At 59.7% G+C, this 18,733-nt stretch carries 16 protein-coding genes; 6 read left to right on the forward strand and 10 right to left on the reverse strand.

Going from position 1 to position 18,733, the window contains the following annotated elements:
- Positions 1-143 precede the first annotated feature (143 nt).
- From AO353_RS12385 to AO353_RS12395, 3 genes are all read left to right on the forward strand, one after another.
- A complete protein-coding gene (locus AO353_RS12385) occupies positions 144-419 on the forward strand; it encodes a polyhydroxyalkanoic acid system family protein (protein WP_054595210.1) in 276 nt (91 codons plus the stop codon).
- A gap of 218 nt (positions 420-637) precedes the next feature.
- The gene (locus AO353_RS12390) at positions 638-1,060 is read left to right on the forward strand and encodes a phasin family protein (protein WP_054595211.1); all 423 of its coding nucleotides are present in this window, start codon (positions 638-640) and stop codon (positions 1,058-1,060) included.
- A 10-nt stretch (positions 1,061-1,070) separates the two neighbouring features.
- Positions 1,071-1,871 (forward strand): phasin family protein, encoded by an 801-nt coding sequence (locus tag AO353_RS12395; RefSeq protein ID WP_054595212.1) that lies wholly within the window; start codon positions 1,071-1,073, stop codon positions 1,869-1,871.
- A gap of 231 nt (positions 1,872-2,102) precedes the next feature.
- Here the strand turns inward: AO353_RS12395 and AO353_RS12400 are convergent, their stop codons facing one another.
- From AO353_RS12400 to AO353_RS12445, 10 genes are all read right to left on the reverse strand, one after another.
- Complete coding sequence (locus AO353_RS12400) at positions 2,103-2,723, reverse strand: TetR/AcrR family transcriptional regulator (protein ID WP_054595213.1); 621 nt, start codon at positions 2,721-2,723, stop codon at positions 2,103-2,105.
- 62 nt (positions 2,724-2,785) lie between these two features.
- Positions 2,786-4,468, reverse strand: coding sequence for a class II poly(R)-hydroxyalkanoic acid synthase (phaC, locus tag AO353_RS12405; RefSeq protein WP_054595214.1), 1,683 nt, complete (start codon positions 4,466-4,468; stop codon positions 2,786-2,788).
- A 114-nt stretch (positions 4,469-4,582) separates the two neighbouring features.
- Positions 4,583-5,440, reverse strand: coding sequence for a poly(3-hydroxyalkanoate) depolymerase (gene phaZ, locus AO353_RS12410; protein ID WP_054595215.1), 858 nt, complete (start codon positions 5,438-5,440; stop codon positions 4,583-4,585).
- A 112-nt stretch (positions 5,441-5,552) separates the two neighbouring features.
- Positions 5,553-7,232 (reverse strand): class II poly(R)-hydroxyalkanoic acid synthase, encoded by a 1,680-nt coding sequence (gene phaC, locus AO353_RS12415; RefSeq protein WP_054595216.1) that lies wholly within the window; start codon positions 7,230-7,232, stop codon positions 5,553-5,555.
- A gap of 259 nt (positions 7,233-7,491) precedes the next feature.
- Positions 7,492-7,872: a gamma-butyrobetaine hydroxylase-like domain-containing protein gene (locus AO353_RS12420; RefSeq protein ID WP_054595217.1), complete on the reverse strand. Its 381-nt coding sequence runs from the start codon at positions 7,870-7,872 to the stop codon at positions 7,492-7,494.
- 218 nt (positions 7,873-8,090) lie between these two features.
- Positions 8,091-9,431, reverse strand: coding sequence for an ATP-dependent protease ATPase subunit HslU (hslU, locus tag AO353_RS12425; RefSeq protein ID WP_054595218.1), 1,341 nt, complete (start codon positions 9,429-9,431; stop codon positions 8,091-8,093).
- Between the two features lie 57 nt (positions 9,432-9,488).
- Positions 9,489-10,019 (reverse strand): ATP-dependent protease subunit HslV, encoded by a 531-nt coding sequence (gene hslV, locus AO353_RS12430; RefSeq protein WP_054595219.1) that lies wholly within the window; start codon positions 10,017-10,019, stop codon positions 9,489-9,491.
- A 287-nt stretch (positions 10,020-10,306) separates the two neighbouring features.
- Positions 10,307-11,008, reverse strand: coding sequence for an SPOR domain-containing protein (locus AO353_RS12435; protein ID WP_054595220.1), 702 nt, complete (start codon positions 11,006-11,008; stop codon positions 10,307-10,309).
- Position 11,009: 1 nt separating this feature from the next.
- Positions 11,010-12,746: an arginine--tRNA ligase gene (gene argS, locus AO353_RS12440; protein WP_054595221.1), complete on the reverse strand. Its 1,737-nt coding sequence runs from the start codon at positions 12,744-12,746 to the stop codon at positions 11,010-11,012.
- Between the two features lie 268 nt (positions 12,747-13,014).
- Positions 13,015-15,234 carry a primosomal protein N' gene (locus AO353_RS12445; RefSeq protein ID WP_054595222.1) on the reverse strand — a complete coding sequence of 740 codons (2,220 nt, stop codon included), beginning with the start codon at positions 15,232-15,234 and terminating at the stop codon, positions 13,015-13,017.
- Positions 15,235-15,467: 233 nt separating this feature from the next.
- On the opposite strand from AO353_RS12445, the gene rpmE reads away from it, so the two are divergent.
- The 3 genes from rpmE (at position 15,468) to AO353_RS12460 (ending at position 17,960) form a co-directional block, all read left to right on the forward strand.
- A complete protein-coding gene (gene rpmE, locus AO353_RS12450) occupies positions 15,468-15,683 on the forward strand; it encodes a 50S ribosomal protein L31 (protein WP_054595223.1) in 216 nt (71 codons plus the stop codon).
- 8 nt (positions 15,684-15,691) lie between these two features.
- On the forward strand, positions 15,692-16,510 hold the full coding sequence (locus AO353_RS12455) for a thermonuclease family protein (protein WP_054595224.1): 819 nt from the start codon (positions 15,692-15,694) through the stop codon (positions 16,508-16,510).
- A 181-nt stretch (positions 16,511-16,691) separates the two neighbouring features.
- Positions 16,692-17,960: a malic enzyme-like NAD(P)-binding protein gene (locus AO353_RS12460; RefSeq protein WP_054595225.1), complete on the forward strand. Its 1,269-nt coding sequence runs from the start codon at positions 16,692-16,694 to the stop codon at positions 17,958-17,960.
- Positions 17,961-18,733 lie beyond the last annotated feature (773 nt).

Genomic DNA, 18,733 nt, shown 5'->3' on the forward strand with positions numbered 1-18,733 from the left:
AAAAGAGAATGCGCGACATTCTAATCCCGCAGGCATGCTTTGTCTTGGCAAGGCTGAAGGTAAGATAGGCAACCGCCCGGACGTTTTGACGCAGCAGGGGTCAGAATGCGTGAGGCAAGTCCCGATAAAGCAGGAGTCATTCAGTGGCCCATATTAGTGTTGAGCGTGCCCATGGCCTGGGTAAGGAAGCAGCCCGCGAGAAGGCTGACAAACTGGCGGAAAAACTGGCGGCGCAATATGGCCTGGAACCTCAGTGGTCGGGCGACACCCTGAACCTCAAGCGTTCCGGGGTAAAAGGCGCCGTGTATGTGGGCGACACCTCGATCAGGGTCGATGTCGAACTCGGCCTGTTGATGTCAGCCATGAGCGGCACCATCAAGTCGGAAATCGAAAGAGCCCTCGATAAAGCACTGGTCTGATCGCCCTTGTTTTTGTAGGAGCAAGGCTTGCCCGCGAGTTGGTATACCAGGCACGCCACGTTATCGTTCATCGCGAGCAAGCTTTGCTCCTACAGGTTTGAGGCACCACTCAATTGTTGCGGTTGTTAGGGTGCCGTTTCTAATTTTTCTCACTACGTTGTGCCTGAGCCCGACGCTTGACGGGCAGTTCCTCAAACCTTCTGCGCGTGAGGTGCACCATGGCCAAAGTTACTTTGAAGAAAAAAACTGACGTTCAGCCGACTGCGTTGAACGAAGTGAAATCCTATGCCCGCAAGATCTGGCTGGCAGGCCTGGGTGCCTACACCAAGGTCGGTCAGGAAGGCAGCGAGTACTTTCAGGAGTTGATCAAGGCTGGTCAAACTGTTGAAAAGAAAGGCAAAAAAGTCGTTGCCGAGAAGCTTGAAGCGGCCAACGCCGAGATTGATGAAGCCAAGAGTGAAGTCAGTACCTTCAAAGGCAAAGTCGAAGTTCAGCTCGACAAAGTCGAGAAGGCTTTCGACACGCGTGTCGCAAGTGCCTTGAATCGTATCGGCATTCCGTCTAAACATGACGTTGAGACACTCTCTGCTAAGCTCGATGAGCTGACGGCATTGCTCGAACGCGTCGCGCGTAAACATTAAGGAGAACGGGATGGCTGGTAAAAAGAACACCGAGAAAGAAGGCAGCTCGTGGATTGGGAAAGTCGAAGACTACTCCCGCAAAATCTGGCTTGCTGGTTTAGGCGTGTACTCGAAGATCGACACTGACGGCAGCAAACTCTTCGAGTCATTGGTTAAAGATGGCGAGAAAGCCGAGAAGCTCACCAAGAGCGCTGTCGGCAAAACTGTCGACGCTGCCAAAGACTCCGCTCAATCGGCCAAGTCGCGTATCAGTGGTGTCAAAGATCGCGCGCTGGGCAAGTGGGATGAACTGGAAGGGGCTTTCGACAAGCGTCTGAACAGCGCGATTTCGCGTCTTGGCGTGCCAAGCCGCAATGAAGTCAAAGCGCTGCACAGCAAGGTCGATACCCTGACCAAGCAAATTGAAAAACTCACCGGTGCCAAGGTTGCGCCTGTTGCCGCTAAAACGGCAGCAGCCAAACCGGCCGCTAAAACTGCCGCCAAACCCCTGGTCAAAGCTGCCGCAAAAACGGCTGCCAAACCAGCGGCTAAAGCGCCAGCCAAGCCGGCAGCTAAAACCGCGGCAGCCAAACCTGCAGCGGCCAAGCCAGCAGCCAAACCGGCGGTTGCCAAAGCCGCCGCCAAGCCTGCTGCTGCGAAGAAGCCAGTAGCCAAAAAGCCTGCAGCCCCGAAAGTGGCCGCAGCGAAACCGGCAGTGGCTGCCGCCAAACCGGCAGCACCGGTCAGCCCGGCGAACTCCGCCGCGGCGCCAACCCCTGCTGTGACCCCGACTGTAGCGCCAACCCCATCGGCGCCAACCAGTCAGTCCTGATTAACCCAGGGCACGCAAAAACGCCCGGCCTGCGAAGGTCGGGCGTTTTTGTTTGTGCCGCAAAAACTGAGTGGTTCGCCAACCGGTGTAGCAGCTGCCGAAGGCTGCGTTCGGCGACGAAGTCGTCGTAAATCGGTCACCCGGTTTTATCAGGTAGGTTGTGCTATCCGGATTGCGACTGCTGCGCACTCGAACGCAGGCTTCGCCAGCCGCTACAGGGGCGGTGTTGCTTCAGTCATGCTCTTCCAGATACTGCAACGCCAACTGCTCGGTTGCGAGTTTCGCCGACGGCGGCAGGTGCGGCGCCACCAGCATCATGATCTGGTAGACCACCACTCGCACTTCGCCTTCGCGATCGAGAATCCGTTGATAGTCCAGGGAAAACAGCAAGGTCATGGTGATCTGTTCCACCAGTTGCCCGAGTGCCTGGGTATCGCTGACCAATTGCCCCTGAGCCTTCAGCTGCGCCAGTAACGAGGCCAGTGTGCGCTTGAGGGCATTGAGCAGATTACGAATGCCCTTGGCCAGTTTCGGCAAGCGCCCGGCCAGGTTCGACAGGTCCTGGAACAGGAAGCGGTAGTGTGCCAGGCGTTCGACGATCAGGTGCAGGAACAGCCAGTAATCCTCCGGGGCCAGTTGCACGTCCGACGGCGGATCGAGCAAGGGCGTCAATTCGCTCTGGAAGCGCTCGAACAACCCGAGAATCAGCGGCTCCTTGCCGTGAAAGTGGTAGTAGAGGTTGCCGGGGCTGATCCCCAGCTCATTGGCAACTTCCATGGTAGAGACATTTGGCTCGCCCTTTTGGTTGAACAGCAGCAGGGCACATTCAAGAATCCGGTCGCGGGTTTTCATCCAGTCTTCTTAGTGATTCGTCAGGCCACGGCCGACACTTCAGGCCGTGGCGCGGGGAGAGTTCAGCGTACGCGCACGTAGGTGCCTGGCGCCGCCTCCATCGGTGGATAGTTCTGGTTGCCAAGGGCCATCAGCGTTTCGCGCTGAGTGCCGGAACGTTCCTGAATCCAGCTCAGCCACTGGTTCCACCAACTGCCGTCGACGTGTTTGGCGTCGTAGTACCAGGCCCGTGGATCGCTGCTCAGTTTCGGGCTCTCGACGTAGTTGGCCTTGGGGTTGCTCGGTGGGTTGAGAATGCTCTGCACGTGGCCGCTGTTGGACAGCACGAAGCGCCGCTCACCGCCCAGCAGCAGTGTCGAGCGGTACACCGCATCCCAAGGTGTGATGTGGTCGTTGATCCCGGCGACGCTGAAGCTGTCGACGTTGACTTTCTGCAAGTCGATCGGCGTGCCGCAGACCTCCAGTCCGCCAGGATGGGTCAGCGGGTTGTGCTTGAAGAAGTCCAGCAGGTCGCCATGAAAAGCGGCCGGCAGGCGAGTGTTGTCGTTGTTCCAGTAGAGAATGTCGAAGGCTGGCGGCTCTTTGCCCAGCAGGTAGTTGTTGACCCAGTAGTTCCAGATCAGGTCGTTGGGGCGCATCCAGGCGAATACCTTGGCCATGTCGCGACCTTCGAGCACGCCTTTCTGGTAGGAGCGACGCTTGGCCGCTTCGAGGGTTTGTTCGTCGGCAAACAGGGTTGCCGGGCTTTCCAGTTCACTGTCGAGCAGGCTCACCAGATAGGTCGCGCTCGAGACCCGACGCAACTGCCGCTTGGCTTGCAGATGTCCTTGCAGGGCCGCGATGGTCAGGCCGCCGGCGCAGGCGCCCATCAGGTTGACCTCGCGGCTGCCGCTGATCGCCCGGCAGACGTTCAGCGCTTCTTCCACGGCCTCGACGTAACTCGACAGACCCCATTCGCGATGACGGACATCCGGGTTGCGCCAGCTGACCATGAACACCTGCAGGCCGTTTTTCAGTGCGAACTGGACGAAACTGTTGTGCGGGCTCAAGTCGAAAATGTAGTACTTGTTGATCTGCGGCGGCACCACGAGCAGCGGCCTCGCGTACTGTTTTTCGCTCATCGGCTTGTACTGCATCAGCTCCAGCAGTTCGTTGCGAAACACCACGGCACCGGTGGTGGTGGCGACCGTTTTGCCGACTTCGAAGGCGTGCTTGGTCACCTGGCTGGGCAGGCCATTGTTGTGCATCAGGTCGTCGAACAGATGGCTGAGGCCACGCACCAGACTGTGGCCGCCTGAGTTGAACAGCTCCTTGACCGCCAGCGGGTTGAGTAAAGTGTTGGACGGCGAGACGGCGTCGTTGAGCAGGGTAAAGGCAAAGTGCGCGCGTGCACGGTCATCGGCGGGCATGCCGCTTTCATCGATCCATTTTTTGATCTGCTTCTGCCAGCTCAGGTAAGCCTGAAGGCCGCGTCGGTAAAACGGATTGAGGGCCCAGCTCGGGTCGGCGAAGCGGCTGTCCGAAGGGTTGGGCTGATGCAGGGTCTCGCCCAGTAGTACCCGGCCCAGCTGGCCACCCAACGCCAGTGCGTGTTTGGCACTCTGTACCGGGTGACGCAAGCCGTGAGCGGCGACACTGCGCAGAGTCGAGAACAGATCCCGGCCGCGCAGACCGGTGATCGCACTCTGGGCATTGATGAATGCGGCGGGTGGAGGAAAGGCGCCCGGCGCTTTTTTGTCTCGCATGAGTCAACACTCCTTCGTCAAGCCATCAACAAGTACATCAATTCCGAATAGACACCATAGTCGCTTCGGACCTCCCTTGCGGCTTTCGACACGCCTGTCGACATACGCAGTACGTTATGTGCCGCCGAACGACCCCGGGTGCGGATGCATCACCGCCCGTTGGCGTTCTTCCTGGAGAAATTTCATGATGATCGGAGCGACGGCTTCAGCCCGAGTGATCAGGAATAAATGGCCGTCGTCGATTATGTGTAGCTGGGCATTGGGAATACGCCAGGCGAGTACCCGCATATTGATCAGCGGAATGAGCGGGTCATCGTCACCGGCCAGCACCAGGGTCGGCTGATTGATTTTGTGCAGCCAGTGAATACTGGTCCAGCCCAGGCCCGCGAACAGCTGCCAGTAGTAGCCAAGCTTGCCCGCCGAGCGGACTTTGCTGGCGTGCTCCGCCGCGAGGTTCGGATCACGCCGGAACGAACCGCCATAAATCAGCGGCGCAATGCGAATCACGTGGGATGGCTGGATGTAGCGTCTGGGGCTGGCCATCATCCACAGCACTTTCGGTTTGCCCGGCACCATCACCATGCCCGCCGCCGTCGCCGCCAACACCAGTTTCTTGCAGCGCTCGGGGTAGTCGAAAGCGAACTGTTGGGCGAGTGCCCCGCCCCAGGAAACACCGACCACGTTGACTTGCCCGTAATCGAGGTAGTCGAGCATCCGAGCGGTCAGCTTGGCCAGTCCGGGAAAGCGGTAAGGGTGGGTAGGCGTCGATGAACCGCCGACACCGGGGACATCGAAGGCGATCACTTCCAGGTCCGGGTCGAGCGCCTGGACGAACGGAAACACCAGCTCAAGGTTGGCGCCGATGCCGTTGAAAATCAGCAGGGGCGTCAAGTGAGGCTTGCCGGGGCGTACCGCGGTGCGGATGGTTTGACCATCCAGGTCGACAGTACGAAATATGAACGGTTGCGGCATGCTTCAAGCCCTGTGGGTGGATCGTTATCCCTGTAGGAGCACGGCTTGCCGGCGATGGCGTCCTTGAGGTCGCCATCGCGAGCAGGCTCGGCTTCTGCAGGTTTGTGGTCAGTTAACGTTCATGCACATAAGTCCCCGGTGATGCCTCACCTGCCGCATAGGTCTTGTTACCGAGTACGGTCGGGGCTTTTTTCAGCTTGCCCGAACGCTCGGCCTGCCAGGCCTGCCAGTGCAGCCACCAGGAGTCAGTGTGCTTGGTTGAGTTTTCCAGCCAGTCGTTGGCATGGACCGGCATGTCGGTGCTGGTCATGTAACGGGATTTCGGGTTGCCCGGCGGGTTCAGGATGCTCTGGATATGGCCGCTGCTGGACAACACGAATTCGACTTTGCCACCGAACAGCTGCGCCGATTTGTAGCACGACTTCCACGGTGTGATGTGGTCGTTGGTGCCCGCCAGGGAGTAGACGTCTGCCGTGACCTGCTTGAGGTCGATCGGCGTACCGCACACTTCCAGTGCATCAGGACGGATCAGTGGGTTGTTTTTGAACAGTTCGATCAGGTCGCCGTGGAACGCCGCCGGCAGGCGGGTGGTGTCGTTGTTCCAGAACAGAATGTCGAAGACCGGCGGCTCGTTGCCCAGCAGGTAGTTGTTGACCCAGTAGTTCCAGATCAGGTCGTTGGGGCGCATCCAGGCGAAGACCTTGGCCATGTCGCGACCTTCAAGCACACCGGCCTGATAGGAATGACGCTTGGCGGCTTCCAGGGTTTGTTCGTCGACGAACAGCGCGACCTGGGAATCAAGGGTGGTGTCGAGGACGCTGACCAGCAGCGTCAGGGCGTTGACCTTCTTCTCGCCAATCGCCGCGTAGTGGCCCAGCAGCGCGGTGCAGGTGATGCCGCCGGAGCAGGCGCCGAGCATGTTCACGTCTTTGCTGCCGGTGATCGCGGTAACCACATCGACCGCTTCCTTGAGTGCTTCGATGTAGGTCGACAGGCCCCATTCGCGTTGGGCCTTGGTCGGGTTGCGCCAGCTGACGATGAAGGTCTGCACATTGTTGCGCAGGCAGAAGCGCGCCAGGCTTTTGTCCGGACTCAGGTCGAAAACGTAGAACTTGTTGATCTGTGGTGGCACCACCAGCAGTGGGCGCTCGTGCACTTGTTCCGTGATTGGCCGGTACTGGATCAGCTCCAGTACATCGTTGCGGAAAACCACCGCGCCTTCGGTGGTGCCCAGGCTCTTGCCGACTTCGAAGGCGCCCATGTTGACCTGGCTCGGCATGCCGCCGTTGTGCACCAGATCCTTGGCCAGGTGCGAGAGGCCATCGAGCAGGCTTTTGCCGCCGGTTTCGAAGAAGCGTTTGACGGCAGCAGGGTTGGCTGCGCTGTTGGTCGGGGCCATGGCCTCGGTCATCAGGTTGATCACGAAGTGTGCGCGGCTGATGTCCTGGGTGGACAGATTGCTTTCGCCAATCCAGTCGTGGAGTTCCTTGCGCCACGCCAGGTAGGTTTGCAGATAACGTCTGTAGAGCGGGTTCTGACTCCACGCCGGATCGTTGAAACGACGGTCATCGCTTTCCGGTTGCAGCTCGGATCTACCGAGCATCACGTTCTTGAGCTCAATGCCAAAATGCGCGACATGCTTGACGCTGTGAATGGGTTGTTTGATGGCCTGGGTCAGCACCATGCGGGCAGAGGTAAGCAGATCCTTTCGACGCAAGCCGATGACCGGATTAAGCCCCAGGGTATTTTCCGAGGCTTGAAGTTTCAGGTCATCGTTATTCTTGTTACTCATCTACGACGCTCCATTGTCCTGAGGCGAGTACCTGAGTCCTGCTGTGTAGTCACACAGCAAATGCCGGGTACACGCTCGGGTGACCGTTAGTTGTACATCGCTGACTTTTTCATTCAGGAGGCGCGCTGCACAGAACTTGCCAGATCCATTGGTTACCCGAGTTTAATTTTTTTCGCAAGCAGGCCGATCCTCGGCACCGCAGCCCAGCATTCAAACAGATGAAATTAGAAAATGCCCTCTAAAGAGCGCGGGCCTTGAGCTAGAGCATCAGCTTGACGACAGACTCGTTTGGATCGCGGGTCTTTCCGGCGGCTTTGAGCTCGGCAAGATAATCGTCCCAGAGTGCGTCATATCGTCGCGCCAACTGATAGAGATATTCCCAGGTGAACAGACCGCTGTCGTGGCCGTCATCGAAGGTCAATTTCAGTGCGTACTGACCGGCCGGTTCTACCTTGGTCAGGCCTACGCCGATCTTGCCAAATTGAAGGATGGGTTTGCCGTGGCCCTGGACCTCGGCGGAAGGAGAGTGCACGCGCAGGAATTCTGCGCTCAGGTGATAGATCTCGTCGGGAGCATATTGCAGCTCCAGGGTTTTCGAGGCTTTGTGCAGTTTGATGGCGGTGGGGAGTGGAGTCGTCATGGGGCCGGTCGTCCGTCTATATGAAGGCCCTGTGTCGGCGGGTGATCCTGTGGCGAGGGAGCTTGCTCCCGCTCGGCCGGTCCGCGCTCGGGCGCAGCAGTCGTAAACCGGCGAATGGGGTCTGCCTGACAGACCGCATTCGCTGATTTTGGGGTCGCTTCGCGACCCAGCGGGAGCAAGCTCCCTCGCCACAGGGGCCCGCTCACACAGAATGTGACCTACAGGATATAACGGGACAGGTCTTCGTTCTGCGCCAATTCGCCGAGGTGGCTGTTGACGTAGTCAGCGTCGATGCGGATCGGCTCTTCGCTGTGGGTGCTGGCCAGATCGCTGGCGCTGAACGACACCTCTTCGAGCAGACGCTCAAGCAGGGTGTGCAGGCGACGGGCACCGATGTTCTCGGTCTTCTCGTTGACCTGCCAGGCGATCTCCGCCACGCGTTTGATGCCGTCTGGCTGGAACTCGATCGTCACGCCTTCGGTTTTCAGCAGGGCGCAATACTGCTCGGTGAGCGAGGCATGCGGCTCGCTGAGGATGCGCTCGAAGTCTTCCGGTGTGAGGGCCTTGAGTTCGACGCGGATCGGCAGGCGGCCTTGCAGTTCGGGCACCAGATCGCTTGGCTTGCTCAGGTGGAACGCACCGGAAGCGATGAACAGGATGTGGTCGGTCTTGACCATGCCCAGTTTGGTGTTGACCGTACAGCCTTCGATCAGCGGCAGCAGGTCGCGCTGTACGCCTTCGCGGGACACGTCGACGCCGCCGGTATTGCCGCGCTTGGCGACTTTGTCGATTTCGTCGATGAACACGATGCCGTGCTGTTCGACCGCTTCCAGCGCCTTGGCCTTGAGTTCTTCATCATTGACCAGGCGGCTGGCTTCTTCGTCGCGCACCAGTCTCAGCGCTTCCTTGACCTTGAGCTTGCGGCTCTTGCGCGCGCCCTTGCCCATGTTGGCGAACAGGCTTTGCAACTGGTTGGTCATTTCTTCCATGCCCGGTGGCGCGGAGATATCGACGCCGGACACTTCGGCGACTTCGATTTCAATCTCCTTGTCATCCAGCTGACCTTCGCGCAGGCGCTTGCGGAACAGTTGGCGGGTGTTGGAATCCTGGGCCGGCGCGGAGTCTTCGTTGCTGAAGCCCATGCGTGCCGGTGGCAGCAGTGCATCGAGGATGCGCTCTTCGGCGGCATCTTCGGCGCGATGGCGAACCTTGGTCATTTCCTGTTCGCGCAGCAACTTGATCGCTGCATCGGCGAGGTCACGAATGATCGACTCGACGTCACGGCCGACATAGCCGACCTCGGTGAACTTGGTCGCTTCAACCTTGATGAATGGCGCATTGGCGAGTTTGGCCAGGCGACGGGCGATTTCGGTTTTACCGACACCGGTCGGGCCGATCATCAAAATGTTCTTGGGTGTTACTTCAACGCGCAGCTCTTCAGGCAGTTGCATCCGGCGCCAGCGGTTACGCAGGGCGATGGCGACGGCGCGCTTGGCATCGTCCTGGCCGATGATATGGCGACTGAGTTCATGGACGATTTCGCGGGGAGTCATTGGCATGGTAATGGGTGGTCCTCAAGCAAAAATGAATGCCGTGGCGTGATGGCCGAAACAGGCTTATTCGCTGAGATCCTGCTCCTCAATGGTGAAGTTGTGGTTGGTGAAAACACAGATGTCGCCGGCGATGCCCAGAGCGGTTTCGACGATTTCACGGGCCGACAGATCGGTTTTCTTCAGCAGGGCGCTGGCCGCGGCCTGAGCGTAACCGCCGCCGGAACCCATGGCGATCAGGCCTTCTTCGGGTTCGACCACATCGCCGTTACCGGTGATGATCAGAGAGGCGTCTTTGTTGGCGACTGCAAGCATCGCTTCGAGGCGGCTGAGGGAGCGGTCGGTGCGCCATTCTTTGGCGAGTTCGACGGCAGCGCGAACCAGGTGGCCCTGGTGCTTTTCAAGCTGGCCTTCGAAACGTTCGAATAGGGTAAAGGCGTCAGCGGTGGCGCCAGCAAACCCGGCGATGACCTGACCGTGGTACAGGCGGCGAACTTTCTTCGCGTTGCCTTTCATCACGGTATTGCCGAGAGAAACCTGGCCGTCGCCGCCCATGACGACTTTGCCGTGGCGGCGAACTGAAACGATGGTGGTCAAGGGAAGAGTCTCCACGCAGCGGGGCGAAAATGCCTTATCCCAACTCATATGGGGGTGGTGAGGCGTTTTTCAACTGCGGGGCGCAGGAGGGGATGAGCGGTGTACATCAAGCGTGTGGCGAGGGGGCTTGCCCCCGTTGGGGCGCGAAGCGGCCCGGTAATCAGCCACCATGCCGTTTCAGGTCGAGCCGGGATAGCGATTTACGGTCGCTTCGCAACCGAACGGGGGCAAGCCCCCTCGCCACAAAAGCAGATTGCTCCCGCAAATGGGGGAGCAATCATCAGAAGTCAGCGGCTTTGGCGTTGTTGTAACAACAGATTGCTGAAACCGCTGCCAGCCAGTTGTTTCTGGGCGGTGGTCAGCTGTTCGCGGTTGCTGAACGGGCCGACCAGCACGCGGTACCAGGTCTCGTCCTTCACCGTGCCGGACTCCACCGAAACTGCCTGGCCGAGCAGAATGATCTGCGCACGAACCTTGTCGGCGTCGGCTTCCTTGCGGAACGAGCCAGCCTGCAGGAAGAACTTGGTCACCGGCGCCGCTTTCGCCACGGGTGGCGCTGGCGGCGGGGTAACGCCGCTCAGGGCTGCCTGCGCACGCGCGGTGTCGATCTTCGCTGCTTCTGCCGGGGTTACCGGTGCAACGGGTGCAGTCTGCGGCGTCGGCAGGGTTTTCTCCGGCACGGCATCCGGCGGCACGATGACCTCCGATTCCGGCAGCAAGGTGTAGAAGTCATATTTCGGCTTCACCGGCTGCGTCGGGCTCGGCGGGGTCTTGTTGGCCTCGGCGATCTTGCTGGCTTTCTGTTGTTCGACCTTCTCGCGCTTGACGCTTTCGCTGCCTTTACCCGGCTCCAGCTTCATCAAGAACACGATGAAGGCGCCCACGGTCAGGCCGATGGCCATCCACAGCCATCCCGGAATCGGCTTTTTTGCAGGAGCTTGGTAACGGCTGGCGCCACGCTTTGGTGCTGGTTTTTTCTTGGCAGCCAACTTACATACGCTCCAGAGTTTCCAGACCCAAGAGTTCCAGGCCTTGCTTGAGGGTGCGACCGGTCAATGCGGCGAGGCGCAAGCGGCTTTGCATTTGTGCCGGAGTTTCGGCGCTGAGGATCGGGCAGTTCTCGTAGAAGCTGGAGAACAGGCCGGCAACATCGTACAGGTAGGTGCAGAGGATGTGCGGCGTACCTTTTTCGGCGACGTTGTTCAGCACTTCACCGAACTGTGCCAGCTTGGCGGCCAGTTCGTGTTCGTGAGTGGCCTCGAGGACGATCTGCCCTTCGACTTCGCTGAAGTCCTTGCCGAGTTTGCGGAACACGCCGGCCACGCGAGTGTAGGCGTACAGCAGGTACGGCGCGGTGTTGCCTTCGAAGTTCAGCATCAGGTCGAAGTTGAAGCTGTAGTCGCTGGTGCGGTGCTTGGACAGGTCGGCGTATTTCACCGCGCCAATGCCCACGACTTTGGCGATGTTGCGCAGGTCGGCTTCGGCAAGCTCGGGGTTCTTTTCCTTCACTAGCGTGTAGGCACGTTCCTTGGCTTCGTTCAGCAGGTCGATCAGCTTCACGGTGCCGCCATCACGGGTCTTGAACGGACGGCCATCGGCGCCGTTCATGGTGCCGAAGCCCATGTGCTCCATTTCCATCGGATGGGTCACGAAACCGGCCAGGCGAGCCACTTCGAATACCTGCTGAAAGTGCAGGGCCTGACGTTGGTCGACGAAGTACAGCACTCGATCGGCTTTCAGCACGCCGTTACGGTAGCGCACGGCCGCCAGGTCAGTGGTGGCGTAGAGGTAGCCGCCATCGGCCTTGACGATGATTACCGGCAGCGGGTCGCCGTCGGCATTCTTGAATTCGTCGAGGAACACGCATTGGGCGCCGTTGCTCTCGACCAGCATGCCTTTGGCCTTGAGGTCGTTGACCACGTTGATCAGGTCGTCGTTGTAGGCACTTTCGCCCATCACGTCGGCCATGGTCAGTTTGACGTTCAGCTGTTCGTAGATTTTCTGGCAGTGGGACAGGGAAATGTCTTTGAACTTGGTCCACAGCACCAGGCAGTCCGGGTCACCGGCTTGCAGCTTGACCACCAGGCCACGGGCGCGGTCGGCGAATTCTTCGGATTCGTCGAAGCGCTGCTTGGCGGCGCGGTAGAAGTTTTCCAGGTCCGACAGCTCGTCGCTGGTGATCGGGTTTTCTTGCAGGTACGCCATCAGCATGCCGAACTGGGTGCCCCAGTCGCCGACGTGGTTCTGACGGATCACTGTATCGCCGAGGAACTCCAGTACGCGCGCCACGCCGTCGCCGATGATGGTCGAACGCAAGTGACCGACGTGCATCTCTTTGGCCAGGTTCGGTGCCGACAAGTCGACCACAGTGCGCTGCACGGGACCTGCCTTGCGCACGCCGATGTGGGCGTCGGCCAGGGCTGCGTCCAGGCGCGAGGCCAGGGCCTGGGTGTTCTGGAAGAAGTTGAGGAAGCCCGGGCCGGCGATTTCGGTTTTGCTGACGTTTTCGTCAACCGGCAGCGCAGCGATGATTTTTTCCGCCAGATCGCGCGGTTTCATGCCGGCCGGTTTAGCCAGCATCATGGCGATGTTGCTGGCGAAGTCGCCGTGAGTCTTGTCACGGGAGTTCTCCACCTGAATCGCCGGCGTCAGGCCTTCAGGCAACACACCGTCGGTAACGAGTTGGGTGAGGGCTTGCTGGATCAACTGGCGAATGGTGTCTTTCATGGTCTTCTCTTTCAACCGCAGAGCGGCGGCGCATCAATGCGCAGGTGGAAAAACTGGGCATTATCCGTTGCGAAGTCGGGCTTGCCAACCATTGTAGGTTCATTGCGGACTTACGGTGATTGATTACCTTGTGGCGAGGGAGCTTGCTCCCGCTGGGGCGCGGAGCGGCCCTGAAATCGGGTGCTGCATTCTGTCTGCTGGGAGGGGGGACTTGTTTGCGGCTGTTGCACAGCCGAGCGGGAGCAAGCTCCCTCGCCACATAGTTGACTCAATACAAATCGACCGGATCAACATCCAAAGACCAGCGCACCGCCCGCCCGCTCGGCATCTGTTCCAGCGCCAGCAACCAGGCGCTCAGCAGTCGATGCAGTGGCGCCCGAGCCGAGGCTTGCAACAATAATTGCGCACGATAGCGTCCAGCCCGGCGCTCCATCGGCGCCGGCACCGGCCCGAGCAATTCGATGCCAGTCAGGTTGTGTTCATCCAACAATCGTTCCGCCTCGCTGCAGGCTTCATCGAGGAAACCTTCGGCCTGCCCCGGTTTGTGCGCTTCGGCCCGCAACAGCGCCAGGTGCGCGAACGGCGGTAGCCCGGCGGAACGACGTTCGCTCAAGGCCTGCTCGGCAAAGGCGAAATAACCTTGCTCGGTCAGTTGCACCAACAACGGGTGGTCAGCCAGGTGAGTCTGGATGATCACTTTGCCCGGCTCTTCGGCGCGACCGGCACGTCCCGCCACCTGCACGATCAACTGAGCCATGCGTTCGCTGGCGCGGAAATCACCGGAGAACAGTCCGCCGTCGGCATCGAGAATCGACACCAGCGTCACCCGTGGAAAGTGATGCCCTTTGGCGAGCATCTGCGTGCCCACCAGAATGCACGGCTGACCTTTCTGAATGGTCGCGAACAGCTGATTCATCGCATCTTTACGCGAGGTGCTGTCGCGGTCGACCCGCAATACCGGGTAGTCCGGGAACAGAATGCCCAAACGCTCTTCAGCGCGTTCGGTGCCGGCACCCACGGGGCGCAAATCGACCTTGCCGCATTTCGGGCAGTGCCGAGGGACACGCTCGACGTAGCCGCAATGGTGGCAACGCAGCTCGCCGGAACGCTGGTGGACGGTCATTCGCGCATCGCAGCGCTGACACTCCGACATCCAGCCGCAATCGTGACAGAGCAGGGTGGGCGCAAAGCCGCGACGGTTGAGAAATACCAGGACTTGCTGGCCGGCAGCGAGGGTCTGGCCGATCGCCTGCTGCATCGGCCCGGAAATACCGCTGTCCAGCGGGCGACTTTTGACGTCCAGGCGCAGGAAACGGGGTTGTTTCGCCCCGCCGGCGCGCTCGTTCAGGCGCAGCAGTCCGTAACGACCGGTGTAGGCGTTGTGCAGGCTTTCCAGTGACGGCGTCGCCGAGCCAAGGACAATCGGGATGTTTTCCTGTCGTGCTCGGACCAATGCCAGATCGCGGGCGTGATAGCGCAAACCTTCCTGCTGTTTATAAGAGCCGTCGTGCTCTTCATCGATGATGATCAGCCCGGGGTTTTTCATCGGTGTGAACAGCGCCGAGCGGGTGCCGATAATAATGTCGGCCTCGCCATCCCGGGCCGCGAGCCAGGATTCCAGCCGTTCGCGGTCATTGACGGCCGAATGCACGAGGGCAATACGCGCATTGAAGCGCTGTTCGAAGCGCGCCAGGGTTTGCGGCCCGAGGTTGATTTCGGGGATCAGCACCAGCGCCTGCTTGCCGGCCTCAAGGGTTTCGCGGATCAGCTGCAAATAGACTTCGGTCTTGCCGCTGCCAGTGACCCCGGCCAGCAGGAACGCATGAAAACTGTCGAAACCTGCGCGGATCGCTTCATACGCGGCGCGCTGCTCCGGGTTCAGCGGCAGCTCCGGTTGCGCCAGCCAGTGTTCGTGACGTTCGCCGGGTGCGTGTTTGCGGATATCCACTTGCACCAGTTCTTTGGCCAGCAGCAGGTCGAGGCTGTCCTTGCTCAACATCAACTTGCTCAGCAACTGATGGGCAACGCCATGCGGATGCTGGGCCAGCGTTGCCAAGGCTTCGCGCTGACGTGGCGCGCGGGCGATACGCGGATCATCCAGTTTCGCGCCCGGGGTGATCGACCAGAAGCGCTCCTGGCGCGCTTCGGCCAGTTCACCCTGGCGTAACAGTACCGGCAGCGCCCAACTCAAGGTGTCGCCGAGGCTGTGCTGGTAATACTGGGACGTCCACAGGCACAACTTGAACAGTGATGCCGGTAGCGGTGGAGTGGCATCGAGCAGCGCCAGTGCCGGTTTGAGTTTGTCGGCCGGGACTTCGCTGTGGCTGGTGACTTCCACCAGGATCCCGATCATCTCGCGGCGGCCGAACGGCACCCGCAACCGCATGCCCGGGTGCAAATGTGCGCGCAGGACTCCCGCCGGGGCACGGTAGTCGAACAGGCGGCGCAGGGGCGAAGGCAGGGCGAGGCGCAAAATGGCGTCGGGCACGCGGGGGGATCTCATTGAGCAGGCGGTAAAGAAGGGCCGGAGCCTAGCAGACGACTGGATTAGTGTCCTCTATTAGGAAAGTGTTCACTCGCCAGAATCGAACAGTCTTTTCTGATGGAGGGCACTTTGGACAGCTTGCGTGATCGCAAAGGTCTGGTAGAATCCGCGGCCTAATTACGTGCGGTATTCAACAATAGTGTTGAGTGGCGGCACGCTAGCCCGAGGAAGACACCATGAAAGCCGATATCCATCCAACATACGAAATCACCGCAGTTACCTGCAGCTGTGGCAACAAGTTCGAAACTCGTTCGAACCTGGCCAAGCCTCTGGCGATCGACGTATGCAACGAGTGCCACCCGTTCTACACCGGTAAGCAGAAGACTCTGGATACTGGCGGCCGTGTACAGAAGTTCGCCGATCGTTTCGGTGCTTTTGGCAAAAAAGCCTAAGACTGATCATGTTGGAAAGTCGATTAGACTTCTCCAGACTGATGAAAAAGGCGCCCCTAGCGGGCGCCTTTTTTATGTCCGCGATTTGGCTCTCCAGCGCCCAGGCCCTCTGTCCTGCGCCAGCCAGTCAGCTGGAAGCTGTCAGCGTGCAACGCGTGGTGGATGGCGACACGGTGCGCCTGAGCGACGGCCGCAGTGTGCGCATGATCGGTTTGAATACCCCGGAACTGGGTAAGAAAGGTCGCTCCGACGAGCCTTTCGCTGCGGCTGCGCGCACGCGACTGGAAACGTTGGTGGCGGCAAGCGACGGACGGTTGGGTTTGCTGGCGGGACAAGAGGGCAAGGATCGTTACGGGCGCACCCTGGCCCATCTTTACAGCGCCAACGGTGACAATCTCGAAGCGCAGATGCTTGCCGAGGGGCTTGGTTACCTGGTGGCAGTGGCGCCGAACGTCGATTTTGTCAGTTGCCAACAGACCGCTGAACGCACTGCGCGGCAGGCCCGGCTGGGGTTATGGCGGCAGTCTCCTGTACTGAAAGCGGAACAGATCAACCAATCGGGTTTTGCCGTGCTCAGTGGGCGTGTGAGCAAGGTTCAGCGCAATCGTGGCGGAATTTGGATCGAGTTGCAGGATTCGATTGTATTGCGCGTTGCACCCAATCTGCTCGGTCAATTCGATCTGGCGGCTCTGGAGCGGCTCAACGGCAAGCAGATCGAGGCGCGTGGCTGGGTGATCGATCGCTCACGGCGTGGTGGTCTGGATTTCGACGAGGCGCGCTGGTTGTTGCCATTGACCCATCCGGCCATGCTGCAAGCAGTGCCGTAAAAAGAAATTGTCGACATTTTTTAAGTCGATTGTGAACAGTTGAGTCCTTGTGTTCCGTGGCTCTTGGCCCAAAGTCGTAGGGTAGGGCGCTTGACAGGGGTGACCGGTCAGTCTTGTGGGGACTTTGCGACGCGAGTATCCTCGGCGGTCCGTCGTTCAACAGTAAAAGCGGAATGCCCACATGTCTGATTTGAAAACTGCCGCTCTCGAATATCACGCCCATCCTCGTCCAGGTAAGCTGAGTGTCGAGCTCACCAAGGCCACCGCTACCGCCCGCGATCTGTCGCTGGCCTACAGCCCCGGCGTAGCCGAACCAGTACGCGAAATCGCCCGCGATCCTGAACTGGCCTACAAATACACCGGCAAGGGCAACCTGGTTGCAGTCATTTCCGATGGCACCGCGATTCTCGGCCTGGGTAACCTTGGCCCATTGGCTTCCAAGCCGGTGATGGAAGGTAAAGGCGTGCTGTTCAAGCGCTTCGCCGGTATCGACGTGTTCGACATCGAAGTCGACTCCGAAAGCCCGCAAGCTTTCATCGACACCGTCAAGCGTATCTCCATCACCTTCGGTGGCATCAACCTGGAAGACATCAAGGCACCAGAGTGCTTTGAGATCGAACGCGCGCTGATCGAACAGTGCGACATTCCGGTGTTCCACGATGACCAGCACGGCACCGCGATCGTGACCGCTGCGGGCATGATCAACGCCCTGGAAATCGCTGGCAAAACCCTGCCGGAAGCCAAGATCGTCTGCCTGGGCGCTGGCGCTGCCGCTATCTCCTGCATGAAGTTGCTGGTGAGCATGGGTGCCAAGATCGAAAACATCTTCATGGTTGACCGTACCGGCGTGATCCACTCCGAGCGTGACGACCTGAACCAGTACAAGGCTGTCTTCGCTCACGCGACCGACAAGCGCACGCTGACTGACGCCCTGAAAGGCGCAGACGTGTTCGTTGGCCTGTCCGGTCCGAACCTGCTGAGCGCTGAAAACCTGATGCTGATGGCGGCCAACCCGATCGTGTTCGCGTGCTCGAACCCTGATCCGGAAATCGCCCCGGAACTGGCTCACGCCACCCGTAACGACGTGATCATGGCGACCGGCCGTTCGGACTACCCGAACCAGGTGAACAACGTACTGGGCTTCCCGTTCATTTTCCGTGGTGCTCTGGACGTTCGCGCCAAGCGCATCAACGAAGAAATGAAAGTGGCTGCGGCCAACGCTCTGCGTGAATTGGCCAAGCTGCCAGTGCCTCAGGAAGTGTGTGACGCTTACGGTGGCATCAAGCTGGAGTTCGGTCGTGAGTACATCATTCCGAAGCCAATGGATGCTCGTTTGATCACTGTGATCTCGGATGCTGTGGCCAAGGCTGCAATCGAGACGGGTGTGGCGACTCTGCCGTATCCGAAGAACTACCCGCTGAAAAGCGTGGATGACGTGTTCAACGGCTAAGCCGTTGTAGCGCTTCAACAGAAAGCCCCGGCTCTTGTGAGTCGGGGCTTTTTTGTATCTGTCTTTCGCAGATGTACCCCAACCAAATCTGTAGGAGCTGAGCTTGCTCGCGATGGCGGCCGGATAGCCGGCCTATCTCTTGCGGATGTACATCAATTCACTGTGGGAGCCGGGCTTGCCCGCGATGGCGGCCTGACAGCCGACCAACCTCTCGCAGGTGTACATATCCATTCCTGCGGTAACGGCCGCTTAGGGTTTCGCCCTGACGGCGACTCACTTTTCCAGACGCCGAAAAGTAAGCAAAAGGCTTCGCCCCAAGCGTACGGCACCTCGCCTAGGCTCGGCGTTCCCTTGCTCCGGTGTCCATCAGGGGGCATCGCCTACGGTCTGCTTCGCGACGACCTCCTCTCGATGTGTCCGGCTGCGCCGTACGGCGCTGCGCGCCCACCCCCTGATGAACACCTCCACTCGGCCTCCCGATAGGGGCGGGTGGATCAAGATCAACGGCAAAGCACGGCGGCCTACCGGCCGGCCTGAGTGGTTGGGGCGTGTGCGGCTTCAGAAGCTGATCGTTCCCACGCGCAGCAAAGGAATGCCGCCAGGGACGCTCCGCGTTCCGCTTCACGAGCTGAAGGGGAGCGTGGGAACGATCATTTGTGTAATGCCCGTAGGATGAGGCAGGAACTTGATGACAGCATCACGGGCAACGTAGAAATCTCCGACAAGTCTTTAAGGTTGCCCCTCGGAAGCGTGGCCTCTAGCCTTTGATCGTC

It is taken from the genome of Pseudomonas fluorescens (genome assembly GCF_001307155.1).
Lineage (GTDB): Bacteria > Pseudomonadota > Gammaproteobacteria > Pseudomonadales > Pseudomonadaceae > Aquipseudomonas > Aquipseudomonas helvetica.